Raw genomic sequence first — 24471 nt, 5'->3', positions numbered from 1 at the left:
AGCAGCCTCGTAATCGGTTGCTCACAGTATCATATTCAGGCGAATTTTGCGGTATTACTCTTTAAAATCGTTCGCTTCCAGCTCGTGGCGTGAGAGCAATTTATAAAACTCGGTACGGTTACGCCCGGCCATGCGCGCCGCGTGGGTCACGTTGCCTTTGGTGATTTGCAGCAGCTTGCGCAGATAGTTCAGCTCGAACTGGTTTCGCGCTTCCGCAAACGTCGGTAAGGCCGTGTTTTCCCCCTCAAGCGCCTGCTCCACCAGCGCATCGCTGATCACCGGTGATGACGTCAGCGCCACGCACTGCTCAATCACGTTCACCAGTTGGCGTACGTTACCCGGCCAGCTTGCCGTCATCAGGCGTTTCATCGCATCGGTGGAGAACGCGCGCACAAACGGTTTGTGACGGTCAGCGGCCTGGCGCAAAAGGTGATTTGCCAGCAGCGGGATATCTTCCGCACGCTCGGCCAGCGCCGGGATTTTCAGGTTGACGACATTCAGTCGATAGTAGAGATCTTCGCGGAACTCGTTGCGCGCCATCACCTTGGGTAAATCGCGATGGGTAGCGGAAATAATACGCACGTTGATATCGATATCGCGGTTGCTGCCAAGCGGACGCACTTTTCGCTCCTGCAACACGCGCAGCAGTTTAACCTGCAACGGCGCGGGCATATCGCCAATTTCATCAAGAAACAGCGTGCCCCCCTCAGCCGCCTGGAACAGCCCTTCACGGCTGCTCACCGCGCCGGTAAAGGCGCCGCGGGCATGGCCGAAGAGCTCAGACTCAAGCAGTTGTTCCGGCAGCGCGCCACAATTGATGGCAATAAAGGCATTTTTACTGCGTGGGCTGGCGTTGTGGATCGCCTGGGCCAGGATCTCTTTCCCGGTCCCGCTCTGGCCGTTGATCAGTACGCTAACGTCGGATTGCGCCACCATCCGCGCCTGTTCCAGCAGACGCAGCATCACAGGGCTACGCGTCACGATGGATTCACGCCAGGCGTCGTCGCCGGATGGCGCCGCGTGCTCAAGGGCGCTGTCGATCGCTTTATAGAGGGCGTCTTTATCCACCGGTTTGGTGAGGAAGCTGAATACTCCCTGCTGCGTCGCGGCCACCGCATCAGGAATAGATCCGTGAGCGGTGAGGATAATCACCGGCATCCCGGGCTGCTGCTTCTGGATCTCCGTGAACAGTTGCAGGCCATCCATTTCATCCATGCGCAAATCGCTGATCACCAGATCGATTTTCTCGCGGCTGAGCACTTTCAGCCCCTCCTGCCCGCTTTCAGCGGTGACCACGCTGTAGCCTTCGCTGACCAGACGCATCCCCAGCAGCTTTAACAGCCCGGGATCGTCATCCACCAGTAACAGATGGGCAGGTTTACGGCTTGTCATGGCTTCACATCCTCTTGTTTCGGCGTCTCACTGTCTGGCGTCGTGGCAGAGTTGCCTTTCGACCCATCGGGCAGATAACTGCCTGCCGGCTTACGCGTCGAGAGCTGTCTTTCGATATCGGTCAGATTTTCAAGCTTGCGGGTGGTGGTTTCCAGCTGCTCGCGCAGCGACTCCTGCTGCTGGCGAAGCGCATCAAGCTCGCTGTCGCTTGACTGCTGCAATTTGCTGTAGCGGAAACGCTCTTCGGACAGCTGTAATTGCAGGGTTTGTCCGTCCCGCCAGAGCTGATAGACCGGGCGCACCTGGGGGGGAATATTGATCACGTATGTATCCAGCCGCGTCACATTAGCGCGGCGTTCGACAGGCGTGATTCTGGCATCCGCCATCACGATCCCACGTTTAAACGCGTCCTGCCAGGTATCGTCCACCAGCATCGCCGCCTGGGCACGGGCCTCGGCGGGCGCCAGCCGCTGGGCGCAGTCTATTCCGCGCAGCCAGAACAGCGGATTGGATTCAACATCACGCCCCGACAGGTTCCAGATATCATCGCAACGTGTTGAAAGGAAATCGGCCAGCTGTTTTTGCGGCCATTTATCTTCCTGTTTGTGGCTAATTGCACTTTTCGGCGCATGGGTTACACAGCCGGCCAGCAGTAAGCAGGGCAGGCTCAGGCGCACATTTTTGCTGGAAAACACCGCGCGCAGTGCGCGGTAAAAGACGTGTGACATACTCACCAGGTTGTTATTCATTTCATTGATTTTTCCGGCTCAAGAGGCAGTTCGATACGAAAACAGACATCGGCGCGTTCATCACTCACGATGTTAAGCTCACCCTGCATGCGTCGTATGCAGTCGCGGGCAATACTCAGCCCCAGACCACTTCCTTTTACCGCACCTTTTCGCTGATGACTCCCCTGGAAAAAGGGCTCAAAGATCATCGTTTTTTCATCATCCGGAATCGGGCTTCCCGTATTCGCTACGTCAATAAATACCCGCGAACCGTTGTTATTGCTTCTGATATAAATGGTACCGGATTCAGTACCATAGTGCACCGCATTGGAATAAAGATTATCCAGTACGCTCATTAACAGCATCGGCTCTGCCAGGCAGGATGGCGCATTAAGATCCACCTGGGTATGCATCATTTTAGCTCTTGCTGGCAGGCTATGGGCGGAGATCACCATGTCCACCAGCGGTTCAATCTCAACGCTTTCGAGCACCACAGCACCATCCGCCAGCTTACGGTTATAGTCCAGCAGTTGTTCAATAAGTTTTTGTAAATTGCGGCTACTGGCATCCAGAATCGCCACGATCTCTTTTTGCTCAGGGGATAACGGCCCCGCCACTTCGTCTGCCAGCAGCTCCGTACCTTCACGCATACTGGCCAGCGGTGTTTTGAGTTCGTGTGAGATATGGCGTAGGAACTGATGACGCTGCGATTCCAGCCACGCCAGGCGTTCAGAAAGCCAGATGATGCGCTGACCGACCGAGCGCAGCTCGCGCGGGCCTTTAAAAACAACCGTATCCCCGAGAGATTTGCCCTCCCCCAGGCGGTTAATCATCCGCTGGATCCCCTTTACCGGGCCGATGATCATGCGGGTAAAGAGCAGTACCAGCCCCAGACTGACGAGGAATAGCACCAGCGCCTGCCAGCCGAAGAACTGGCCGCGCTCGGCAATCTCCTGCTGGAGCTGCTGTCCACGGGAAAAGATAACCGTACGGGTGGACTGCACCATCTCAGTATTGGCGTTCGCGAAGGCTTCAAGTCGGGCGGCGGCGGCGGCATCAGGACCGCTGTTTTTGCACTGGAGCTGCGCCAGATCGTTCAGATCCTGACGCAGCGCCTGATAGAGTTTGTCATCCGGCAAGACCCCGGCATGGGCATCCAGCATTTCGCTGTAGCGTTTACGCTGGTTCTGATAAACCCTCTCCAGCGTGCGGTCGTCCAGCACGCAATACTGGCGATAGCTACGCTCCATCTCCAGCGCGGCGTTGGTCATTGCCTCGCTACGGCGGGCATCAATAAGCGTGGTGCGGTTAGTCAGGGCCGCCTGGGCACTTAACGCATTCAGGCTTTGCCATGCCTGCCACGCCAGAACCAGTAAAGGTAGCAGGATCAGCAGGAAGGCCATCATAACGAGCTGTCGCAGGGAGCGAGGGAAAGCGGGCCAGCGTTTCAACACATTACTCTCATCATCCGGGTTTGAGGAGAGCGTAACTGAGTCTGCCCTTCAGATACAACAAAGCCGGGTAAAAACCCGGCTTTGTCATGGAATAAGGCGGTGCCTAACTCGACGTTTCGCCCTGGCCTGATAAAGCATTGCAATAATCAGTAGTTGGACGGCAGGCACCTTTTTGTGCGTCATTCGAAGTTTATGTAGCACGTCCCGAAGGGGCTGACATAAGAAGGTGAATGAGCCACTGGTTACTATTATGCAACGCGCGTGCCAGATTGCAAAAACTGATGCTATCCTTATGATTAATAACATTTTTATTATTAAAATGCATTGATTGTCAGGTGAATGATTTCCAGGCTAAGTGTCGCTATTAAGCAACACCTTAACGGGAACCTGTCCTGACATATATAAATCAATAAGTTAAATGTCTCTTATTGGAGACACTCAACCCAGAGAATTGTCGCGATTTTGCGACAGGTACAAAAAAGCCCGGTGGCGCTCGCGCTTACCGGGCCTACAGTCAGTGCGTTGAAATTTAACCCAGTTGTTTACGCGCGTTGCGGAAAATGCGCATCCACGGGCTGTCCTCGCCCCAGTTTTCCGGGTGCCAGGAGTTGCTAACGGTACGGAAGACACGCTCCGGGTGCGGCATCATGATCGTCACCCGACCGCTTTCGCTGGTGACCGCGGTAATGCCATTTGCCGAACCGTTCGGGTTAGCCGGATAGGTTTCGGTGACCTTGCCGAAGTTATCAACAAAGCGCAGCGCCACCAGTCCTTTGCTTTCAAGCTGAGCCAGGTGCGCCGCATCACGCACTTCAACCTGACCTTCACCGTGCGAAACCGCGATTGGCATCTGTGACCCGACCATCCCCTGCAACAGCAGAGACGGGCTCTGGGTCACTTCTACCAGGCTGAAGCGCGCTTCGAAGCGGTCAGACTGGTTGCGCACAAAGCGCGGCCAGGCTTCGCTGCCCGGGATCAGCTCGCGCAGGTTAGACATCATCTGGCAGCCGTTACACACGCCCAGCGCCAGCGTCTGCGGACGGTGGAAGAAGGTTTCGAACTCATCGCGCACGCGGCTGTTGAACAGGATAGACTTCGCCCAGCCCTCGCCCGCACCCAGCACGTCGCCGTAGGAGAACCCCCCGCAGGCGACCAGCGCCTGGAAATCATCCAGCCCGGTACGCCCGGTCAGCAGGTCGCTCATGTGGACGTCGATGGCGTCAAAGCCCGCCCGGTGGAAGGCCGCCGCCATCTCAACGTGGGAGTTAACGCCCTGCTCGCGCAGCACGGCCACTTTCGGACGCGCACCGGTCGCAATGTACGGTGCGGCAATGTCTTCGTTAATGTCGAAGGAGAGCTTCACGTTCAGGCCAGGATCGTTGTCGTTCGCCTTCGCGTTATGTTCCTGATCGGCGCATTCCGGGTTGTCACGCAGGCGTTGCATCTGCCACGTGGTTTCCGCCCACCACATACGCAGCTTGGTGCGGCTTTCGCTGAACACCGCGTGGCCGTCGGCTTCAATCACGAAACGGTCGCCCTGCACCGCTTTACCGAGATAGTGTACGCAGTCTGCCAGACCGTGCTGCGCCAGAATCGCTTCCACCGCGTCGCGATCTGCGGCGCGTACCTGAATGACCGCGCCCAGCTCTTCGTTAAACAGCGCCGCCAGGCGGTCTTCGCCAAGCGTTGCAATGTTGGCTTCAACGCCGCAGTGACCGGTGAAGGCCATCTCTGCCAGCGTCACCAGCAGGCCGCCGTCGGAACGGTCGTGGTAGGCCAGCAGCTTACGCTGCGCCACCAGCGCCTGAATTGCGTCGTAGAAGCCTTTCAGCTGGGCGACGTCGCGCACGTCGGCTGGCTTATCGCCGAGCTGGCGGTAAACCTGCGCCAGCGCGGTGGCGCCGAGCGCATTGTGGCCTTTGCCGAGGTCAATCAGCAGCAGGGCGTTATCTTCGGTCGCCAGCTGCGGCGTAACGGTATGACGCACGTCTTCCACGCGCGCAAACGCGGTGATCACCAGCGACAGCGGAGAGGTCATCTCGCGCTGCTCGTTACCTTCCTGCCAGCGGGTTTTCATCGACATGGAGTCTTTACCCACCGGAATGGTCAGGCCGAGCGCAGGACAGAGCTCTTCACCCACCGCTTTCACCGCTTCGTACAGGCCGGCATCTTCGCCAGGATGACCGGCAGCGGCCATCCAGTTCGCGGAAAGTTTGATACGTTTGATATCACCAATCTGCGTCGCGGCGATGTTGGTCAACGCTTCACCGACCGCCAGACGGGCAGAGGCAGCGAAGTCCAGCAGCGCCACCGGGGTGCGTTCGCCCAGGGCCATCGCTTCGCCGTAGTAGCTGTCGAGGCTTGCGGTGGTCACGGCGCAGTTAGCGACCGGGATCTGCCACGGGCCGACCATCTGATCGCGCGATACCATACCGGTCACGGTACGGTCGCCGATGGTGACCAGGAAGGTTTTCTCTGCCACCGCCGGGAGGTGCAGTACGCGGTGCACCGCGTCAGCAACGGTAATATCCTGGCGATCCAGCGCTTTGCCCGCCGCTTTACGGGTCTGCACGTCGCGGGTCATCTTCGGCGTTTTGCCGAGCAGCACGTCCAGCGGCAGATCGATCGGCTGGTTGTCAAAATGGGTGTCGCTTAAGGAGAGGTGCTGCTCTTCGGTCGCTTCACCGATGACGGCATACGGCGCACGCTCGCGGCGGCACAGCTCGTCAAACAGCGGCAGCTGATCGGCGGCAACCGCCAGCACGTAGCGCTCCTGGGATTCGTTACACCAGATTTCCAGCGGGCTCATGCCTAGCTCATCGCTCAGGATATCGCGCAGGTTGAAGCGCCCGCCGCGACCGCCGTCGCTCACCAGCTCAGGCATAGCGTTGGACAGGCCGCCCGCGCCCACGTCGTGGATGAACAGAATCGGGTTGGCATCACCGAGCTGCCAGCAGCGGTCGATCACTTCCTGACAGCGGCGCTCCATTTCCGGGTTGTCGCGCTGCACGGACGCGAAGTCGAGATCCGCATCAGACTGGCCGGAAGCCATAGACGAGGCTGCCCCGCCGCCCAGACCGATGTTCATTGCCGGGCCGCCGAGCACGATCAGCTTCGCGCCGACGACGATCTCGCCTTTCTGCACGTGATCGGCGCGAATGTTGCCGATCCCGCCCGCCAGCATGATCGGTTTGTGGTAGCCGCGCAGCTCTTCGCCGTTGTGGCTGTCCACTTTCTCTTCGTAGGTACGGAAGTAACCGTTCAGCGCCGGACGACCAAATTCGTTGTTGAACGCCGCGCCGCCCAGCGGGCCTTCGGTCATGATATCCAGCGCGGTGACAATGCGCTCTGGCTTGCCGAAGTCTTCTTCCCACGGCTGCTCAAAGCCCGGAATACGCAGGTTGGAAACGGAGAAACCGACCAGACCCGCTTTTGGTTTCGCGCCGCGACCGGTCGCACCTTCGTCACGGATTTCACCGCCGGAGCCGGTCGCTGCACCCGGCCACGGGGAGATCGCCGTCGGGTGGTTGTGGGTTTCCACTTTCATCAGGATATGCGCAGGCTCCTGGTGGAAGTCATAGCGCCCCGCTTCGCGGTCGGCGAAGAAGCGGCCCACCTCGGAACCTTCCATCACCGCGGCGTTGTCTTTATAGGCAGACAGCACGTGGTCAGGGGTTTGCTCCATGGTGTTTTTGATCATTTTGAACAGCGACTTCGGCTGCTGTTCGCCGTCGATAATCCAGTCGGCGTTGAAAATCTTGTGGCGGCAGTGCTCGGAGTTGGCCTGCGCGAACATATACAGTTCGATGTCGTTCGGGTTGCGATTCAGCTTAACGAATGCATCCTGAAGGTAGTCGATTTCATCTTCTGCGAGCGCCAGACCAAGACGCAGGTTTGCGTCGATCAACGCCTGACGCCCCTGCCCCAGCAGATCCACGCTCTGTACCGGCGCAGGCTGATGGTGGGAGAACAGTTTCTGCGCATCATCCAGAGAATCAAACACGCTCTCCATCATGCGGTCGTGCAGCTCTGCGGCAACCACCTGCCACTGCGCGTCGCTCAGGGTTGATGCTTCCACATAGTACGCTACGCCGCGCTCCAGACGGTTAATCTGGCTCAGGCCGCAGTTGTGAGCGATGTCGGTGGCTTTGGAAGACCAGGGGGAGATGGTGCCAGGGCGTGGCGTGGCGAGGATTAATTTGCCGGTCGGCGTATGGCTGCTCAGGCTTGGGCCATATTTAAGCAGGCGTTCCAGCTGTACGCGCTCCTCTGCATTCAGGGGGGCATTCAGGTCAGCAAAATGGACATACTCAGCGTAAATATTGCTTACCGGAAGGTCGGCCGCCTGAAAACGTGCCAGCAGTTTGTTAATACGGAAGGCAGACAGTGCAGGCGAACCACGCAGAATTTCCATCATAAGTCTCTCGTCTTCGAAGCGCCGGGGCGCTTACAGTGTGCGCAAGGGGGGAAAACGGGCGTCATTATAGAGAATCCTGAGCGCCGACGAAACCGTTTGCGTCGAAATAAAATCATCCTTTATGTTTAACAATAGATGTGACCTGTCTCTCTAATTGGTTGCCAACTGGCGCTACTTTGCGCAAAATGCCGCTCAATCAATGGCAAACTCTACTCTTAACATGACTACAGCACACTGAGGCAACCGGCGTCGCAGAGAATTAACTAATTGAAAAAATTAAAGATTAATTATCTGCTCATCGGCATTGTTACGTTGCTGCTGGCAGTGGCCCTCTGGCCGTCTATCCCCTGGTTCGGCAAGGCCGAAAACCGTATCGCCGCCATTCAGGAGCGGGGGGAGTTGCGCGTCAGTACCCTCTCCTCCCCGCTTATTTACGACGATATCAACGGTAAAACTATCGGTCTTGATTACGAACTGGCACAGCTATTTGCGGACTATCTGGGCGTAAAGCTGAAAGTTACCGTGCGGCAGAACATCAACCAGCTGTTTGATGATTTGGACCATGACCGTGCCGATATTCTCGCCGCAGGTCTGGTGTACAACAGCGAACGCAGCAAAAACTATCAGCCGGGCCCGACCTATTACTCCGTGTCGCAGCAGGTGGTTTATCGTGTGGGTAGCCTGCGCCCGCGCTCACTGGCCGACATCACCGACCAGCAGTTGACCATTGCGCCAGGCCATGTGGTGATTGACGATCTGCGGGCGTTGAAAGAGAAAAAATACCCTAACCTCAGCTGGACGGTCGATCCTAAACTCGGCACGACCGAATTGCTGGAGCAGGTTAAAGATAAAAAGCTGGCCTATACCATTGCTGATTCGGTGGCGATCAGCCTTTTCCAGCGCGTTCATCCTGAAATTGCCGTGGCGCTGGATGTGACCGACGAACAGCCGGTGACCTGGTTTACCCAGCTGGACGACGATCAAACCGTCTCTGCGGCCATGCTCGATTTCTTTAATTCCATCAATGAAGACGGCACCCTGGCGCGCCTGGAAGAGAAATATCTCGGTCACGGGGACGATTTTGATTACGTTGACACCCGCACCTTCCTGCGCGCGGTGGACAGCGTGCTGCCGGATCTGCAACCGCTGTTTGAGAAGTACGCTCAGGAGATTGACTGGAAGCTGCTGGCGGCGATTTCCTACCAGGAATCGCACTGGGATGCTCAGGCCACCTCCCCCACGGGCGTGCGCGGGTTGATGATGCTAACCAAAAATACCGCCCAGAGCCTCGGCATCAGCGACCGGACCGATGCGGAACAGAGCATCAGCGGCGGCGCGCAGTATTTACAGGATATGATGGCGAAAGTGCCGGAGACGGTCCCGGAAGGGGAGCGTATCTGGTTTGCGCTGGCCGCCTATAACATGGGTTATGCGCATATGCTCGACGCGCGGGCGCTGACGGCAAAAACCAAAGGTAACCCGGACAGCTGGTCAGATGTAAAACAGCGCCTGCCGCTGCTTAGCCAGAAACAGTGGTACCAGAAGCTGACGTACGGCTATGCGCGCGGGCATGAAGCGTATGCCTACGTGGAAAATATTCGTAAGTACCAGATAAGCCTGGTGGGATATCTGCTGGAGAAAGAAAAAGAGGCGACCGAGGCGCAACAGCTGGCTGAAAGCTATCCGGTGGTCGCACCGGACGAGCTTAATCACCCTGCGGCTTCAATTCTGCCTTTTGTTGCTTTTTCTGCTGCCGACGCATTCGAAAAAAGTCACTTAACAGACCCGAACATTCTGGTGCAAGTACCCCGCCGATAGTTTTCACCTGGTGATTCATCCCCGGATGCCCAAGTACGTCCATCAGTGAACCAGCAGCGCCCGTCTTTTCATCCCGCGCACCAAACACCAGCGTACCGATTCGGCTGTGCACCATCGCCCCGGAGCACATCACGCACGGCTCAAGGGTGACATACAGGGTGGTATCAAGCAGACGATAGTTTTGCAGCACCAGTCCGCCCTGACGCAGGGCCATAATTTCAGCATGCGCGGTAGGATCGTGACGGCCAATCGGACGGTTCCACCCTTCCCCAATCACCTGATTGTTATGGACCAGCACCGCGCCCACGGGCACTTCGCCCTCTTCCCAGGCGCGCTGAGCCAGCGCCAGCGCATGGCGCATCCAGTATTCATGATTGTGTTCAGGGTTGGACAAGGGCTAATACTCCAGTCGAAAAGCGGGCGGCATTATACACACCCCTTATGGATAAGACTATTCGAGTTGCTGAAGTTCGCCCAGAGGCGTGACGCGCCAGCGGTGCTGGCAAAAATAGAGCAGCGGGTTGTCCTGCTTGCTGTCGCTGTAGCCGCTGTACAGACGCAGCGGCGTACCGATGCGTTTTTCCAGCTGCACCACTTTTTCATGTCCGAGGCAGCGCAGGGTGAGCACCCAGCCGCCGTAGCCGCGCGCGATCTGTGTGGCGATAAGATTTACGCGCGGCAGCCAGGGCGTATCAAAATAGACCTGCTCCACCAGCGTCTGCGGGGAGCCGGTAATCAGCCAGATATCGGCATCGTTGGCGTCGAGATAGCTGGTCAGGCGCGCCTGTACCACGGGAAACGCGGCGACGTGCCCGCGAAACCAGTGCGCAAAATCCTGTTCGAGCTGCTTAAGACGCGCTTCGCTATGACCAAACGTGCATCCCCAGAGCAGCAGGCTCATCGGCCAGCGCGCTGCTCGGCCTTTCACCAGCAGCGCGATGCCAATAACGGGTAACAGGGGTAATACCAGCAACGCGTTAAGGGGCTGGCGCCGCAGCAGGTAGCGCATAAAGGTACCGAACATATCCTGCTGATGCAGCGTTCCATCCAGATCAAAAAAGACAACGCGACGCTCGTGACTGGCCAAACCTTACTCCTCTGGGTCGTTGAATCCTAACAGCCAGGTAAACAGGAACCCGGCGATCACCGCTACCAGATAGCCTAACAGATAGAGCATGACTTTTCCGGTCACGATGGTTAATGCCAGCGGTAAACCGGAGATCCCGAAGGTAATGACGGTCGCCACTTTCCAGTAGCTGATTAGCGCCCCGCCCACCGCACCACCGAGACAGGCGGCCAGGAACGGTTTACCCAGCGGCAAGGTCACGCCGAAAATCAGCGGCTCGCCGATACCGAGTAACCCGACCGGCAGCGCCCCTTTAATGACCTTTTTCAGACGCGCGTTGCGGGTTTTCATCAGCACCGCGATGGCCGCGCCGACCTGCCCAACGCCCGCCATCGACAGGATCGGCAGCAGTGCGTTATAGCCGTGCGCCTGTACCAGTTCGACATGGATCGGCACCAGCCCCTGATGCAGACCGGTCAGGACTAACGGCAGGAAGGTCCCGGACAGCACGGCCCCCACCAGCAGCCCGCCGCGATCGATCGCCAGAGACGCGCCGTGGGCGATGGCTTCAGAGATCACGCCGCCTAACGGTTGCAGCGCCACAATCGCCACGCTCCCGGTAATCAATGTGGTCAGCAGCGGGTTGAGGATCAGCTCAATCGAGCCGGGCAGCACCGCGCGCAGCTTTTTCTCGATCCAGCACATCAGAATGACCACCAGCAGCACGGCAATCACCCCACCGCGGCCAGGCTGAAGCGCCTCGCCAAACAGCGTAATCTGCGCCAGCTGCGGGCTGGAGAGGATCCCCGCCATTACGCCGCCCATCGCCAGCGAGCCGCCGAACACTTTGGCCGTGTTCACCCCCACCAGAATGTTCATGATGGCAAACACCGCGCTGCCGAAAATCGCCAGAATGCCCAGCAGGTTCGGATACTGGGTAGCGAAATTCCCGACAATATCCGGACGCTTGAGGATATTGATAATCCCGGTGATCAGCCCCGACGCGATAAACGCCGGGATCAGCGGAATAAAGACGTTTGCCAGCTGGCGCAGCGCATCGCTCATGGGGGCTTTGTATTTGGCTTTCGCCTGCGCTTTGGTGCGTTCCGCGTCGTCAAAGGTGGGAGCCGTTTCACCGCCCGTCATCAGGGCGCGCATGGCATCAACCACCTGCGCCGCTTTGCCTGGACCGACAATCAACTGGTGCTGTTGCCCCTGTTTAACGTACCCGCTCACGCCGGGAAGCTGCTTCAGGCGCGTTAAATCAAGCTTTTCGTCGTTGTGCACCTCGACGCGTACACGCGTCATGCAGTTTTCCAGACGCTGAATATTTTTTTCCCCACCGATCCCAAGCAGGATGTCGCTGGCGAGCGCTGCTGTTTTGTCCATACACGCCTCTTATTGGTGTTCTAATGCCGCCCGTAAAAACCCGTGATGGGCTTCGAGCCTGGCTCTGGCCGCGGCTGCATCCAGCCCGGTTAATATCATCAGAATGGCGGGTTTGACGTCGTAATCGGTCTGTTTGAGTACCGCTTCCGCCTCTTCCCGACCTGCCCCTGTCGCCTCTATCACCATGCGGCAGGCTCTGTCCACCAGCTTGACGTTGGTGGCCTGCATATCCACCATCAGGTTTTGGTAGACCTTGCCGAATTTCACCATCGCGCCGGTGGAGATCATATTGAGCACCAGCTTCTGCGCGGTTCCCGATTTCAGGCGCGTGGAGCCGGTGAGCGCTTCCGGCCCGACGACCGGAGAGATGGCAATGGCGGCCACCTGCGCAATCGGCGAGCCCGGGTTACAGGAGATGGCTACCGTGGTACATCCCGTCTGTCTGGCGTATTCCAACCCACCAATGACGTACGGCGTACGACCAGAAGCCGCCAGCCCGACGACCAGATCCTGCGCGGTCAGGTTCAGCGCCCTGAGATCGTCTTCCCCAAGCTGTTTATTGTCTTCTGCCCCTTCCACCGCTTTCAGCAGCGCGCCGGGGCCACCGGCAATCAGGCCAACGACCAGACCGTGCGGAACGCCAAACGTCGGGGGACATTCTGAGGCATCCAGCACACCGAGGCGCCCACTGGTACCCGCCCCCATGTAAATAATGCGTCCTCCTGCTTTCAGAGCGTCGGCAGCGGCGTCTACGGCTTTCGCCACCTCGGGCAATGTCTCTTTGACTGCCAGCGCGACGAGGGTATCCTGTTGATTAAAGCGGTTTACCAGCTCCAGCGTGGACAGTGCATCAAGATCCATGGTTTGCGGGTTACGCGTTTCAGAAACAAGAGAGCCTAGATTCATATTATTTACCTCTGGAATTTTTAATTCATAATAAACGCACTATAATGGAATATAAAATTCATTCAGGCGAGCAAAATTCGTATTTGCGCGGGTAATCACATTTTCGCCAGGAGACCGTATGAACTGTTTAATTCGTATTCGCCAGCGCTACGCCGGGTTTGCCCAGAGTGACAAAAAGCTGGCGGATTTTTTACTTTCCCAGCCCGATCGCGCGCGACACCTCAGCTCCCAGCAGCTGGCAGGCGAAGCCGGGGTGAGCCAGTCGAGCGTGGTGAAATTTGCCCAGAAGATAGGCTATAAGGGCTTTCCGGCGCTAAAACTGGCGATCAGCGAAGCCCTTGTGAGCAACCCTAATCCGCAGTCAATGCCGGTGCATAACCAGATCCGCGGCGACGATCCGATGCGTCTGGTCGGCGAAAAGCTGATCAAGGAGAACGTGGCGGCAATGCATGCCACGCTGGATGTGAACACGGAAGAGAAACTGCTGGAAAGCGTAGCCATGCTTCGCGACGCGCGGCGTATTGTGCTGACCGGGATCGGCGCCTCCGGACTGGTTGCACGTAACTTTGGCTGGAAGCTGACAAAAATCGGCTATAACGCCATCGTTGAACAGGATATGCACGCGCTGCTGGCGACCGTGCAGGCCATGGATCCTGACGATTTACTGCTGGCCATCTCCTATTCCGGCGAGCGCCGTGAAATTAATATGGCTACCGACGAAGCCCTGCGCGTAGGAGGAAAAATTCTGGCGATTACTGGCTTCAGCCCGAATGCGCTCCAGCAGCGGGCCACCCGCTGTCTGTATACCATTGCCGAGGAACAGGCCACTCGCAGTGCGGCGATTTCGTCGACGAGTGCGCAGATGATGCTGACGGACCTGCTGTTTATGGCGCTGGTTCAGCAGGATCTGGAGCGTGCGCCAGAGCGTATTCGTCACAGCGAAGAGCTGGTAAAAAAACTGGTCTGAACAACGAATGAGCGTATAATGCCCGCCCTGTTTGTGATGTTTCTGAGAATTTCCTGATGGCGCTGTTAATCACCAAAAAATGCATCAACTGCGATATGTGCGAACCCGAATGCCCGAACGAGGCGATTTCGATGGGCGACAGCATTTATGAGATTAACAGCGACCGCTGCACCGAATGTATCGGCCACTATGAGACGCCGACCTGCCAGAAGGTGTGCCCCATTCCCAATACGATCTTAAAAGATCCGGCACACGTCGAGAACGAAGAACAGCTGTGGGATAAGTTTGTCCTGATGCATCATGCGGACAAAATTTAACTCTCGATGATCACCGTCGCACAGGCGTAGTGACGTTCATCGGCAAGCGTTACGTGCATGTGCGCCACGCCCAGCCTTTCCGCCAGCTTAAGCGCCTCGCCCCATAAACGCAGACGTGGCTTACCCAGCTCATCGTTATACACTTCAAACTGGTTAAACGCCAGGCCGTTACGAATGCCCGTGCCGAACGCCTTCGCCGCCGCCTCTTTTACCGCGAAACGCTTTGCCAGAAAGCGCACCGGCTGTTGATGCGCCTCCCAGATAGCCCATTCGTTATCGCTCAGCACGCGTCTTGCGAGGCGATCGCCGCTCCGGGCGATCACCGCTTCAATGCGGGCTATTTCAACGATATCGGTGCCTAAGCCCAGAATAGCCATTACTGACGCGCTTCCAGCATCAGGCGCTTCATCTCGGAAACCGCTTCTTTCAGGCCGCTCATCACCGCACGACCAATAATGGCGTGGCCGATGTTCAGCTCGTGCATTTCCGGCAGGGCAGCGATGGCTTTTACGTTGTGATAGGTCAGGCCGTGTCCGGCGTTAACCTTCAGTCCCAGGCTCGCGGCGTAGGTTGCCGCTCTGGCGATTCGCTCCAGCTCTTTCGCCTGCGCTGCGTCGTTTTCGGCATCGGCATAGCAGCCGGTGTGAATTTCAATATACGGCGCGCCCACGTCGGCAGCGGCTTTAATCTGGCTGAAATCGGCGTCGATAAACAGAGAAACCAGGATACCGGCATCCGCCAGGCGTTTGCAGGCATCGCGCATTTTGTCGAGCTGCCCGGCCACATCCAGACCGCCTTCGGTGGTCACTTCCTGACGCTTTTCCGGCACCAGGCAGCAGAAATGCGGTTTGGTCTCGCAGGCAATGGTCAGCATCTCTTCGGTGACCGCCATCTCCAGGTTCATGCGGGTGTCCAGCGTCTGACGCAGGATGCGTACGTCGCGGTCGGTGATGTGGCGACGATCTTCACGCAGGTGAACGGTAATGCCGTCGGCGCCAGCCTGCTCGGCGATAAACGCCGCCTGAACCGGATCGGGATACGCGGTACCGCGTGCATTACGTAACGTGGCGATGTGATCGATGTTGACGCCTAACAGTAATTCAGCCATGACAATCCTCGGTATTTTTGTTCATTTACCTTCTCCCTCTCCCTCCGGGAGAGGGCTGGGGTGAGGGGTAAAACATTAGCGTTTCGGCATAAACTGCCTGAATAATTCGCGGCTCTTTAAAGGTTTGCCCCCAAGATACGGCTTGAGCGCAATTCGGGTAAAGCGTTTTGCCGCACGCAGGGTGTCGGCGTCCGGGAACTCGCGTTCATACAGCGCCCGGAGCTGGCGCCCGGTAAAGGTGCTGTTATCGACGACGACACTGGCAATAAAGCCCTTTTCCTCACGATAGCGATAGGTCATGGTATCTTCTACCTCGTCGCCGCTTCCCGCACAGTGCAGAAAATCAACGCCGTAACCAAGATGTCCGAGCAGCGCCAGTTCGAAACGACGCAGCACAGGCTCAGGGGTGCCGGTTGCGCCAGCAAGTGCCTGAATACAGTGCAGGTAATCAAAGAAAAGTTCAGAGAAGCGGGTCTCATGTTCAAGAACCCGTGAGATGAGTTCGTTAACATACAAACCGCTGTAGAGCGTGATACCAGAAAGAGGAAGCGCCAGGGAGACGGCTTCAGCACTGCGCAGGGTTTTGACTTCCCCTCGCCCGCCAAAGCGGACCAGCAGCGGGGTGAAAGGCTGCAAGGCACCTTTCAGATTAGAACGTCTGGAACGTGCGCCTTTGGCAACAAGGCGCACGCGACCGGACTCTTCCGTGAAGACGTCCAGCATCAGGCTGGTTTCGCTCCAGGGACGACTATGCAGGACAAAGGCGCGCTGCCATCCATCCATATGCTCGTCGTCTTGAGTTACTGGTCTTCGCCGTAACCGAGGCTGCGCAGCGCACGCTCATCATCGGCCCAGCCAGATTTCACTTTCACCCACAGTTCCAGGTGAACCGGTGCTTCAAACATGTCCTGCATGTCTTTACGGGCTTCGATTCCGATAGTCTTGATCTTGGCGCCTTTATTGCCGATCACCATCTTCTTCTGCCCTTCTCGCTCAACGAGGATCAGACCGTTGATATCGTAACCGCCGCGCTCGTTGCTCTGGAAACGCTCGATCTCCACCGTCACAGAGTACGGCAGCTCGGCGCCCAGGAAACGCATCAGCTTCTCACGGATGATTTCAGACGCCATAAAACGCTGAGAGCGATCGGTGATGTAGTCTTCCGGGAAGTGATGAGTCGCTTCCGGCAGATGCTTGCGCACGATGCCCGCGATGGTATCAACGTTCAGACCCGTTTCCGCAGACAGCGGGACGATGTCCAGGAAGTTCATCTGGCTGCCCAGCCATTGCAGGTGCGGCAGCAGATCGGCTTTTTCCTGCACGTTGTCCACTTTATTGACCGCGAGGATCACCGGCGTTTTGCCGTCGCGCAGCTTGTTCAGGACCATTTCGTCGTCCGGCGTCCAGCGGGTGCCTTCCACAACGAAAATCACCAGCTCTACGTCGCCAATGGAGCTGCTCGCCGCCTTGTTCATCAGACGGTTGATGGCGCGCTTCTCTTCCATGTGCAGGCCCGGGGTATCGACGTAGATCGCCTGATACGCGCCTTCAGTATGGATACCGACGATGCGGTGACGCGTGGTCTGCGCCTTACGCGAGGTGATAGAAATCTTCTGCCCAAGCAGGTTATTCAGCAGGGTAGATTTGCCAACGTTCGGACGTCCGACGATGGCAATAAATCCGCAATAGGTTTTGTCGATGCTCATTCCAGCTCCAGCATTTTTAACGCCTGTTCGGCGGCAGCCTGTTCAGCCTTACGACGGCTTGAACCCGTGCCGACCACCGGTTCACTCAGGCCACTGACCTGGCAATGGATGGTAAATTCCTGATCGTGGGCTTCGCCACGCACCTGCACCACCAGATAGGATGGCAGCGGCAGATGACGACCCTGCAAATATTCTTGCAGACGCGTTTTAGGATCTTTTTGTTTATCGCCCGGGCTGATTTCGTCCAGGCGGGTCTGATACCAGTTCAGGATCAGCTTTTCTACGGTCTGGATATCGCTGTCCAGGAACACGCCACCGATCAATGCCTCGACCGTATCGGCAAGGATGGATTCACGACGGAAACCACCACTTTTCAGCTCACCTGGCCCCAGACGCAGACATTCACCCAGCTCAAACTCGCGTGCGATTTCAGCGAGGGTATTGCCGCGCACCAGCGTGGCGCGCATGCGGCTCATATCACCTTCGTCCACACGCGGAAAACGATGATAAAGCGCATTTGCAATCACGAAACTTAAAATAGAGTCGCCTAAAAACTCGAGACGCTCATTATGTTTGCTGCTGGCACTGCGATGGGTTAATGCCTGTTGCAACAACTCCTGATGATGAAAAGTGTAGCCCAGCTTCCGTTGAAGCCGATTAATTACGATGGGGTTCATGCGATACCAATAAATGAATGCGTCAAAAATGCAGCACACGAAACCGACCTGAGAAAACCAACGCGGTTTCGTGTGCCGTGGCACCCTTGCAGGGCCAACCTTAAACTTCGGGGGAATATTCTATACACAACGACAGGGGATGTCGTTAGTTCAAAGAGATTTATCGCTGAAATAATTCACGTAGCGGCGAATAAAAGCCGCTACGTGTTATTTTTGACGAAAATTAATGAATTCCGCCAATACGATTCAGGCGAATGCCGGTCGGCCACTCGCCTTCCTGCTTCTCAAAACTCATCCAGATAGCGGTTGCTTTACCGACCAGATTCGCTTCCGGCACAAAGCCCCAGTAACGGCTGTCCGCAGAGTTATCGCGGTTGTCACCCATCATGAAGTAGTGTCCCGGCGGCACAATCCAGGTCGCCAGCTGTTGGCCTGGCTGCTGGTAGTACATTGCCAGCTGATCCTGTGCGATTGGCACGGTCAGAATGCGGTGAGTGACATCGCCCAGCGTCTCTTTGCGTTCAACCAGACGAATGCCGTTCTCTTTGGTTTCGCCTTTTGGCACCTGGAAGAATCCGCTGGTCGCTTCACCGCCGTTACGGCGGGCGAAGGTCTGCACAAAATCAGCTGGCTCAACGTTGGAGTAAGTGACTGGCAGCGCATTTTCACATGCGGTGCCAGAGCTACAGCCTGGCTGAATGGTCACCTCTTTCGCCACCGGATCGTAGGTCACTTTATCGCCCGGCAGACCTACCGCGCGTTTAATATAATCCAGCCGCGGATCTTCCGGATATTTAAACACCACGATGTCGCCACGTTTCGGATGACCCGTTTCGATCAGCGTTTTCTGGTAGATCGGATCTTTGATGCCATAGGCAAACTTTTCAACCAGAATGAAATCGCCGATCAGCAGCGTTGGCATCATCGATCCTGACGGGATCTGGAACGGTTCATAGATAAATGAACGCACCACCAGCACAATCGCCAGCACCGGGAATACCGATGCCCCTGTCTCCAGCCATCCCGGTTTTGGGCCGACTTTTTTCAGGGTTTTCGCGTCCAGCGCATCGCCCGTGGCTGCCTGCGCGGCAGCCTGACGTTCACGGCGTTTTGGGGCGAAGATAAACTTATCCAGGCACCACAACAGACCTGTCACCAGGGTAGCGATGACCAGGATCAGGGCAAACATGTTCGCCATGCCAACTCCTTAAGGTTATTTACCGTTACCGTCTTTACCAACATGAAGGATGGCAAGGAATGCTTCCTGCGGCAGCTCAACGTTACCGACCTGCTTCATACGCTTCTTACCTTCTTTCTGCTTCTGCAACAGCTTTTTCTTACGGCTGACGTCGCCGCCGTAGCACTTAGCCAGAACGTTTTTACGCAGCTGCTTCACGGTTGAACGGGCAATGATGTGGTTGCCAATGGCCGCCTGAATCGCAATGTCAAACTGCTGACGCGGGATCAGATCTTTCATCTTCTCAACCAGCTCACGACCACGGTACGGTGCGTTATCGTTGTGGGTGATCAGCGCCAGCGCATCCACACGCTCGCCGTTGATCAGCACGTCCACACGAACCATGTTCGAGGCCTGGAAGCGTTTGAAGTTGTAGTCCAGCGACGCATAGCCACGGGAGGTAGACTTCAGACGGTCGAAGAAGTCGAGCACCACTTCCGCCATCGGAATTTCATAGGTCAGCGCCACCTGGTTACCGTGGTAAACCATGTTGGTCTGAACGCCACGCTTCTCAATACACAGGGTGATCACGTTACCGAGGAATTCCTGCGGCAGCAGCATGTGACACTCTGCGATTGGCTCGCGCAGTTCCTGAATATTGTTCAGCGGCGGGAGCTTGGACGGGCTGTCAACGTAGATCACCTCTTTCGACGTGGTTTCTACTTCGTAGACAACCGTCGGGGCGGTGGTGATCAGATCCAGATCGTATTCACGCTCCAGACGTTCCTGAATGATCTCCATGTGCAGCAGACCGAGGAAGCCACAGCGGAAGCCAAAGCCCAGCGCCGTTGAGCTTTCTGGCTCGTAGAACAGGGAGGCATCGTTCAGGCTCAGTTTTCCGAGCGCATCGCGGAAGTTCTCGTAATCGTCGGAGCTGACCGGGAACAGACCCGCATAAACCTGCGGTTTCACCTTTTTGAAGCCTGGCAGCGCTTTATCTGCCGGGTTACGTGCGCCGGTCAGGGTATCGCCTACTGGCGCGCCGAGGATGTCTTTAATTGCACAGACCAGCCAGCCCACTTCGCCGCATTTCAGTTCGGTACGGTCAACCTGTTTTGGCGTGAAGATGCCCAGACGGTCAGCGTTGTAGACCTGGCCGGTGCTCATGACCTTGATTTTGTCGCCTTTACGCATGGTGCCGTTTTTAATACGCACCAGCGAGACAACGCCGAGGTAGTTATCAAACCAGGAGTCGATGATCAGCGCCTGTAGCGGCGCCTCCGGGTCGCCTTCCGGCGGCGGAATATCACGCACCAGACGTTCCAGTACATCCGGAACGCCGACGCCGGTTTTCGCCGAGCAGCGCACTGCATCGGTCGCATCAATACCGACGATGTCTTCAATCTCTTCCGCTACGCGCTCAGGATCGGCGGCTGGCAGGTCGATTTTATTCAGAACCGGCACCACTTCGAGATCCATTTCCATGGCGGTGTAGCAGTTTGCCAGCGTCTGGGCCTCTACGCCCTGTCCGGCATCCACCACCAGCAGCGCGCCTTCGCAGGCCGCCAGCGAGCGTGACACTTCATAAGAGAAGTCAACGTGCCCTGGGGTGTCGATAAAGTTCAGCTGATAGGTTTCACCATCGGAAGCTTTATAGTCGAGCGTCACGCTCTGCGCTTTGATGGTAATACCACGTTCGCGTTCCAGGTCCATGGAGTCCAGAACCTGGGCTGCCATTTCACGATCAGACAGGCCACCGCAAATCTGGATAATACGGTCAGACAGCGTCGACTTACCGTGGTCAATGTGAGCAATGATGGAGAAATTTCTTATGTTCTTCATATGTATGAATTTATTTACTCGCTATGCGGATTAAATCTTCTTGATGGACACAGCGGTGGACACTCCACAGTAACTACCCCATCAACGACTGGCATGCATATTACACTGTAGCGCCCAAATCGTCAGCATACGATCTCCTGTTCATCGTGTGATAACGAGTGCCTACGGTTAAGCAATGAAAATTAAATTGTTGGGCAGTCATCATCGCTCAGCGCACGGTTGATGAAGAACGTCACTCTACCCAATACCTCAACTTCTTCCAGCGCAGACCCTTCGATCGCTTCGCCGTCGTCTGTTATGAGCGATCGTCCCATCAGCTTGGCAAACTGTGTGTGTCCGTCGCACAAAATCAGCAACACATCTCCTGGTGTCTTCATCACTACAGGCTCGATAACCGCGAATCCCATATCAGTTTCAAGAACCCTGCTGTCGGCACCCATGTTGCACAGAATTTCGGGAGTGAGCTGGCGCTCAACGTAATCAGCTGCTGGTGATGCAAATCCCATCAGTGGACCCTCCCCATGTTACGCAGGATCCAGTACCTGTTGTCGCTACCGTCTGTCGTCTTGTCAGCGAAGCCTGGCTGATTGCGCTCTATCCACTTGTTTGCATCGTCACGGGTAAAGTGCCAGTTAAAACCACGCAACTTTTGTATGAAGCGGTCTGTTCTCAGGTAGCGGTAGCCCTTTGGGTTAAGCTCTATGACCGCAATAAAGGCGGCCTGAATATCTGAAATTCGGGGCATAATCTGCACTCCCTTTATTACTGTATTTATATACAGTAGTTTGAAATGGAATGCAGATCAATTTGGGTTCGCCTATTAATTTTTAAGGCTGAATGACTGCTGGCTGCTCTGTCAGTTCCAGAGAAGCTTCAGAAGATCTTGTATTCCAAATGCTATCATCAGGCATGTCGAGGCGTACGTCGATCCAGCTGTTGGCCGGAACATCCATAGGAGCCCCTTTTGTTTTGACGATCTCCCCTTCATCGCCTAGCAGGTATTTTCGCTTAAACAGGCGGATAGTCAGTTTGCCACTTTCGGTTTGCTCGGCTTCTACCACACCCAGTTCTCCCATTCCACCCGGGTCCATTGGCGGCAGCAATTGCCAGCCTTCCGATGCCAGGCCTGCCGAACCAGTAAGTTCGTAAACCCCCGTGTCAAGGCGAGAAATGGATACTCCCTCTGCCTCGGCGTTAGCCGTGCCGCAGCCGCACCATGTGAATCCATCATTTTCAATATCCGTACGCCGGTTCTCTCCCTGAGACTTAACGATTCTGGCAATGGGAGAAGCCTGTTTAATGGTTCCGTCAGAGGTTACTGTCGTATTTGAGGTTGTCCAGAATGTGAAATAACCGTCCTTAAAAGTGGGCAGATAGGTCACGCAAGTGTTATTTCCGCCTTCCCATTGCCGTGCAGCAATGAAGGTTTTGTTACCCTCACTACCGAATGTAACTACCCGACCATAAGTGCCGTTTGGCTGGGCAGTCGCCCATAAAGTAATTTGCGGATATGCTGCGGTAATTTTCAAAGGGCCAGTGAAGTTTTTCTCTCCTGAAATGGACTGGTTTCCTTCGATATTTACTGTTTTGTCTAAACCGAGGTTTGTGCGAGCGTCAGCGGCATTCTTTGCCCCGGTCCCTCCCTGCTCAATGCTGAGAGCTGTTTTCAGCCCAGAAAGGCTGGTAATGTCGCTGTTAGCCCCTTTCTTCGCCAGCGATTTTTGACCCGGTACGGTAACGGCAGTGCCATTGATAGTGATGGTGACATCAGATGTCCCGTTCATTACATCAGCGAACCCGCTCATGTAGCGCTGGTACATCGTGAAGGTTTCAGCGATATCCTGCGCCAGACCATCCACGCTCAGACTGTCACTCAGAAGAATGGCAAATCGGGTTCCGGCGGGAACTGCTGGGTTAGCCGCTGGCGTTACGGTGAGACTTGTTGCGCTGCCAATGGTGGTAATCTGAAATACCTGCACAGGGCTGGTCATTGCAATAACGGTACATCCGTTACGAATAAGAGATCCAGCAGCAGTGAAGTTTGTGCCGGTACCTGTAAGGGTATTTCCGCTGATGGCGATAGTGCCAGTAGTATAAATCATGTTTTCTCCAGGCAATAAAAAACCCCGCCGGAGCGGGGTTTGTTCAAAACTGAATGGGTTAGTGGCAGGTGGTGCTGGTGAACGTGTTGGCGCTCACCCATGACCAGTTAAAGGGATAACCGGCGCGGTACTGCGTCTGATTGTTTTGTTTACGGACTCCGTAGATCTGGACGCTGCTTTCCTGTCCGCCGACCAGGGCTGTTCCGGTGCATACGGGTTGCTGCTTCTCAATAACGCCAGCGCAACCGGAGAGCAATACCGCTACCGCCAGGCAAAGAATCATATTTTTCATAGTGGTTATATCCCAGGGCATTCATGAAACTACACAATAACAATATGAATCAATGGGATATAATTGATTTGATAGATCAATTATTCAAAATTGATCGCTAAAAACGATCAATCATAATTGGCGCAGTTAATGGCCATAATCACGTTCCTCAGATTCGAATAAGCAACGTTCTGAAGGTTGCCGCCTGGGGTTGTCTGCGGCCTGGCGAATATCCGCGTATTGCCTCCCTCAAGCTTTGCCATGCTCTTGTATATGGCCGAGTAGGGCTGCGGTTGACCGCCAGCCGATACAACCCCGGTAATTAGTCCCAGCATGGCAGGCATGCAGGCCCACTTCCCCGCCAGAGTTGTATTGATGTTGTATCCTGAGCTGGCATCCACCCCGGCGGTACCGAGGGTGACAACATCGCTCAGCGTGCGCGTTTCGTTTGTTAAAATCAGCGTCCCTGATGCATCCCACACAGCCAGCCCGTAGTCTGGCTTTGTCTGCGGGAAAATAGAGAAAAAATAAACGTACGCTGTGCCGGTTGCATTCGGTCTGAGAAATTCAATCGTGATGGTGTTCCCGCTTATCGTCTGAGTGATTTCGACCTCAACCGTGCAATGAACGAAGGCGACAACAGGCTGGCCTGCGGGGAATGTGTGCGTCACTTTGGTATTGAACCCCGATGTTCCCTGAAGTGCCGCTGTCTTTCGCGCCTGAAGAGCGATTGGCGAGCTGTTCGCGGTCACCCATACTTCCCCGCTCGTGGTCGTCAGTAAAACGCCATACTCCGCCATTTATGCCCTCTCGATCTGGAAAATGAGATAAGCCGCTGCCGCAGGCTCAGTCCCTGCTGAGTAGTCGGTATCGCCTACTGCTGACACTGTTGCTGTTCCCCCTGAAATGGTGATCTTCCTCCGACTCGTACCAAACTGATCGCCGTTCATGCTCTGAAAATAGGTCAGCCTGCAACCCGGTGGAAGCGCTACGGTGTAAGAGCCTGTTTTCTGGTTCTGGGCCAGCTGGAGATAGCCACAAACGCTGACAGGCTTAACGCCATAGTTATTTACATTGCCTGAGGCGTCCCATGTCTGAACACCATATTCCGCCATCCAGTCCTCCTGAAAAAAA

Annotated in this window: 24 protein-coding genes; 3 read left to right on the top strand and 21 right to left on the bottom strand. The window is 56.0% G+C overall.

Annotation, left to right across the window (positions count from 1 at the left end):
* Positions 1-54: 54 nt before the first annotated feature.
* The 4 genes from glrR to purL all read right to left on the bottom strand — a co-directional run bounded on the left by glrR (position 55) and on the right by purL (position 7991).
* On the bottom strand, positions 55-1392 hold the full coding sequence (gene glrR / locus RHN82_RS16120; RefSeq protein WP_015572150.1) for a two-component system response regulator GlrR: 1338 nt from the start codon (positions 1390-1392) through the stop codon (positions 55-57).
* Positions 1389-2141: a two-component system QseEF-associated lipoprotein QseG gene (gene qseG, locus RHN82_RS16115; RefSeq protein WP_015572149.1), complete on the bottom strand. Its 753-nt coding sequence runs from the start codon at positions 2139-2141 to the stop codon at positions 1389-1391. The genes glrR and qseG overlap by 4 nt, the downstream gene beginning before the upstream one ends.
* Positions 2138-3571, bottom strand: a complete 1434-nt coding sequence (gene qseE, locus RHN82_RS16110; RefSeq protein ID WP_032610263.1) for a two component system sensor histidine kinase QseE/GlrK — start codon at positions 3569-3571, stop codon at positions 2138-2140. Before qseE ends, qseG begins: the two co-directional genes overlap by 4 nt.
* A gap of 532 nt (positions 3572-4103) precedes the next feature.
* Positions 4104-7991 carry a phosphoribosylformylglycinamidine synthase gene (gene purL / locus RHN82_RS16105; protein ID WP_047050323.1) on the bottom strand — a complete coding sequence of 1296 codons (3888 nt, stop codon included), beginning with the start codon at positions 7989-7991 and terminating at the stop codon, positions 4104-4106.
* Between the two features lie 267 nt (positions 7992-8258).
* Here purL and mltF point away from each other — a divergent pair, with 267 nt between their 5' ends.
* Complete coding sequence (mltF, locus tag RHN82_RS16100) at positions 8259-9809, top strand: membrane-bound lytic murein transglycosylase MltF (protein ID WP_047050324.1); 1551 nt, start codon at positions 8259-8261, stop codon at positions 9807-9809.
* On the opposite strand, the gene tadA is transcribed toward mltF, so the two are convergent.
* Genes tadA through murQ form a run of 4 tightly spaced genes read right to left on the bottom strand, consistent with a single transcriptional unit; the run spans position 9697 to position 13170 of the window.
* Entirely contained in the window at positions 9697-10203 is a 507-nt protein-coding gene (tadA, locus tag RHN82_RS16095) for a tRNA adenosine(34) deaminase TadA (protein ID WP_047050325.1), read from the bottom strand. The genes mltF and tadA overlap by 113 nt on opposite strands.
* 57 nt (positions 10204-10260) lie before the next feature.
* Positions 10261-10896 carry a phosphatidylglycerophosphatase C gene (gene yfhb / locus RHN82_RS16090; protein ID WP_003860696.1) on the bottom strand — a complete coding sequence of 212 codons (636 nt, stop codon included), beginning with the start codon at positions 10894-10896 and terminating at the stop codon, positions 10261-10263.
* A 3-nt stretch (positions 10897-10899) separates the two neighbouring features.
* A complete protein-coding gene (locus RHN82_RS16085) occupies positions 10900-12264 on the bottom strand; it encodes a PTS transporter subunit EIIC (protein WP_023295166.1) in 1365 nt (454 codons plus the stop codon).
* 9 nt (positions 12265-12273) lie between these two features.
* A complete protein-coding gene (gene murQ, locus RHN82_RS16080; protein ID WP_015572145.1) occupies positions 12274-13170 on the bottom strand; it encodes an N-acetylmuramic acid 6-phosphate etherase in 897 nt (298 codons plus the stop codon).
* A gap of 118 nt (positions 13171-13288) precedes the next feature.
* Here murQ and RHN82_RS16075 point away from each other — a divergent pair, with 118 nt between their 5' ends.
* Positions 13289-14137, top strand: coding sequence for a MurR/RpiR family transcriptional regulator (locus RHN82_RS16075; RefSeq protein WP_023300733.1), 849 nt, complete (start codon positions 13289-13291; stop codon positions 14135-14137).
* A 56-nt stretch (positions 14138-14193) separates the two neighbouring features.
* Positions 14194-14454, top strand: coding sequence for a YfhL family 4Fe-4S dicluster ferredoxin (locus RHN82_RS16070; RefSeq protein ID WP_003860704.1), 261 nt, complete (start codon positions 14194-14196; stop codon positions 14452-14454).
* Here the strand turns inward: RHN82_RS16070 and acpS are convergent.
* The 13 genes from acpS to RHN82_RS16005 form a co-directional block, all read right to left on the bottom strand.
* Positions 14451-14831, bottom strand: coding sequence for a holo-ACP synthase (acpS, locus tag RHN82_RS16065; protein ID WP_047050330.1), 381 nt, complete (start codon positions 14829-14831; stop codon positions 14451-14453). The two genes, RHN82_RS16070 and acpS, sit on opposite strands and share 4 nt — an antisense overlap.
* A complete protein-coding gene (gene pdxJ, locus RHN82_RS16060) occupies positions 14831-15562 on the bottom strand; it encodes a pyridoxine 5'-phosphate synthase (protein WP_047050331.1) in 732 nt (243 codons plus the stop codon). The genes acpS and pdxJ overlap by 1 nt, the downstream gene beginning before the upstream one ends.
* A 75-nt stretch (positions 15563-15637) precedes the next feature.
* A complete protein-coding gene (recO, locus tag RHN82_RS16055) occupies positions 15638-16345 on the bottom strand; it encodes a DNA repair protein RecO (protein ID WP_015572142.1) in 708 nt (235 codons plus the stop codon).
* A 17-nt stretch (positions 16346-16362) separates the two neighbouring features.
* On the bottom strand, positions 16363-17268 hold the full coding sequence (gene era, locus RHN82_RS16050) for a GTPase Era (protein WP_003860709.1): 906 nt from the start codon (positions 17266-17268) through the stop codon (positions 16363-16365).
* The gene (gene rnc, locus RHN82_RS16045; RefSeq protein ID WP_003860711.1) at positions 17265-17945 is read right to left on the bottom strand and encodes a ribonuclease III; all 681 of its coding nucleotides are present in this window, start codon (positions 17943-17945) and stop codon (positions 17265-17267) included. The genes era and rnc overlap by 4 nt, the downstream gene beginning before the upstream one ends.
* Positions 17946-18168: 223 nt before the next feature.
* Positions 18169-19143: a signal peptidase I gene (gene lepB / locus RHN82_RS16040; RefSeq protein ID WP_047050334.1), complete on the bottom strand. Its 975-nt coding sequence runs from the start codon at positions 19141-19143 to the stop codon at positions 18169-18171.
* 15 nt (positions 19144-19158) lie between these two features.
* Positions 19159-20964: a translation elongation factor 4 gene (gene lepA / locus RHN82_RS16035; protein ID WP_047050336.1), complete on the bottom strand. Its 1806-nt coding sequence runs from the start codon at positions 20962-20964 to the stop codon at positions 19159-19161.
* Positions 20965-21146: 182 nt separating this feature from the next.
* The gene (locus RHN82_RS16030) at positions 21147-21470 is read right to left on the bottom strand and encodes a hypothetical protein (protein ID WP_047050338.1); all 324 of its coding nucleotides are present in this window, start codon (positions 21468-21470) and stop codon (positions 21147-21149) included.
* On the bottom strand, positions 21470-21709 hold the full coding sequence (locus tag RHN82_RS16025; protein ID WP_047050339.1) for a hypothetical protein: 240 nt from the start codon (positions 21707-21709) through the stop codon (positions 21470-21472). The genes RHN82_RS16030 and RHN82_RS16025 overlap by 1 nt, the downstream gene beginning before the upstream one ends.
* Before the next feature lie 82 nt (positions 21710-21791).
* Positions 21792-23066, bottom strand: coding sequence for a phage tail protein (locus RHN82_RS16020; RefSeq protein WP_310398386.1), 1275 nt, complete (start codon positions 23064-23066; stop codon positions 21792-21794).
* A gap of 58 nt (positions 23067-23124) precedes the next feature.
* Entirely contained in the window at positions 23125-23358 is a 234-nt protein-coding gene (locus RHN82_RS16015; RefSeq protein WP_017382566.1) for a hypothetical protein, read from the bottom strand.
* Positions 23359-23465: 107 nt separating this feature from the next.
* The gene (locus RHN82_RS16010; RefSeq protein WP_059356093.1) at positions 23466-24137 is read right to left on the bottom strand and encodes a hypothetical protein; all 672 of its coding nucleotides are present in this window, start codon (positions 24135-24137) and stop codon (positions 23466-23468) included.
* Complete coding sequence (locus RHN82_RS16005; RefSeq protein ID WP_022651029.1) at positions 24138-24452, bottom strand: hypothetical protein; 315 nt, start codon at positions 24450-24452, stop codon at positions 24138-24140. It abuts the gene before it with no gap.
* Between the last annotated feature and the right edge of the window lie 19 nt (positions 24453-24471).

This window comes from Enterobacter cloacae complex sp. EB5 (genome assembly GCF_031432835.1).
Lineage (GTDB): Bacteria > Pseudomonadota > Gammaproteobacteria > Enterobacterales > Enterobacteriaceae > Enterobacter > Enterobacter hormaechei_C.
Note: the sequence above shows the minus strand (reverse complement) of the source record. Positions and strands in the feature narration are given on the sequence as shown.

Coding starts and splice junctions, on each gene's coding strand:
- RHN82_RS16005 (WP_022651029.1), bottom strand. CDS start 24,452: ATGGCGGAATATGGTGTTCAGACATGGGACGCCTCAGGCAATGTAAAT.
- RHN82_RS16075 (WP_023300733.1), top strand. CDS start 13,289: ATGAACTGTTTAATTCGTATTCGCCAGCGCTACGCCGGGTTTGCCCAG.
- RHN82_RS16010 (WP_059356093.1), bottom strand. CDS start 24,137: ATGGCGGAGTATGGCGTTTTACTGACGACCACGAGCGGGGAAGTATGG.
- acpS (WP_047050330.1), bottom strand. CDS start 14,831: ATGGCTATTCTGGGCTTAGGCACCGATATCGTTGAAATAGCCCGCATT.
- era (WP_003860709.1), bottom strand. CDS start 17,268: ATGAGCATCGACAAAACCTATTGCGGATTTATTGCCATCGTCGGACGT.
- qseG (WP_015572149.1), bottom strand. CDS start 2,141: ATGAATAACAACCTGGTGAGTATGTCACACGTCTTTTACCGCGCACTG.
- RHN82_RS16015 (WP_017382566.1), bottom strand. CDS start 23,358: ATGAAAAATATGATTCTTTGCCTGGCGGTAGCGGTATTGCTCTCCGGT.
- lepB (WP_047050334.1), bottom strand. CDS start 19,143: ATGGCGAACATGTTTGCCCTGATCCTGGTCATCGCTACCCTGGTGACA.
- recO (WP_015572142.1), bottom strand. CDS start 16,345: ATGGATGGATGGCAGCGCGCCTTTGTCCTGCATAGTCGTCCCTGGAGC.
- RHN82_RS16025 (WP_047050339.1), bottom strand. CDS start 21,709: ATGCCCCGAATTTCAGATATTCAGGCCGCCTTTATTGCGGTCATAGAG.
- glrR (WP_015572150.1), bottom strand. CDS start 1,392: ATGACAAGCCGTAAACCTGCCCATCTGTTACTGGTGGATGACGATCCC.
- purL (WP_047050323.1), bottom strand. CDS start 7,991: ATGATGGAAATTCTGCGTGGTTCGCCTGCACTGTCTGCCTTCCGTATT.
- rnc (WP_003860711.1), bottom strand. CDS start 17,945: ATGAACCCCATCGTAATTAATCGGCTTCAACGGAAGCTGGGCTACACT.
- RHN82_RS16085 (WP_023295166.1), bottom strand. CDS start 12,264: ATGGACAAAACAGCAGCGCTCGCCAGCGACATCCTGCTTGGGATCGGT.
- RHN82_RS16020 (WP_310398386.1), bottom strand. CDS start 23,066: ATGATTTATACTACTGGCACTATCGCCATCAGCGGAAATACCCTTACA.
- pdxJ (WP_047050331.1), bottom strand. CDS start 15,562: ATGGCTGAATTACTGTTAGGCGTCAACATCGATCACATCGCCACGTTA.
- RHN82_RS16030 (WP_047050338.1), bottom strand. CDS start 21,470: ATGGGATTTGCATCACCAGCAGCTGATTACGTTGAGCGCCAGCTCACT.
- murQ (WP_015572145.1), bottom strand. CDS start 13,170: ATGAATCTAGGCTCTCTTGTTTCTGAAACGCGTAACCCGCAAACCATG.
- RHN82_RS16070 (WP_003860704.1), top strand. CDS start 14,194: ATGGCGCTGTTAATCACCAAAAAATGCATCAACTGCGATATGTGCGAA.
- lepA (WP_047050336.1), bottom strand. CDS start 20,964: ATGAAGAACATAAGAAATTTCTCCATCATTGCTCACATTGACCACGGT.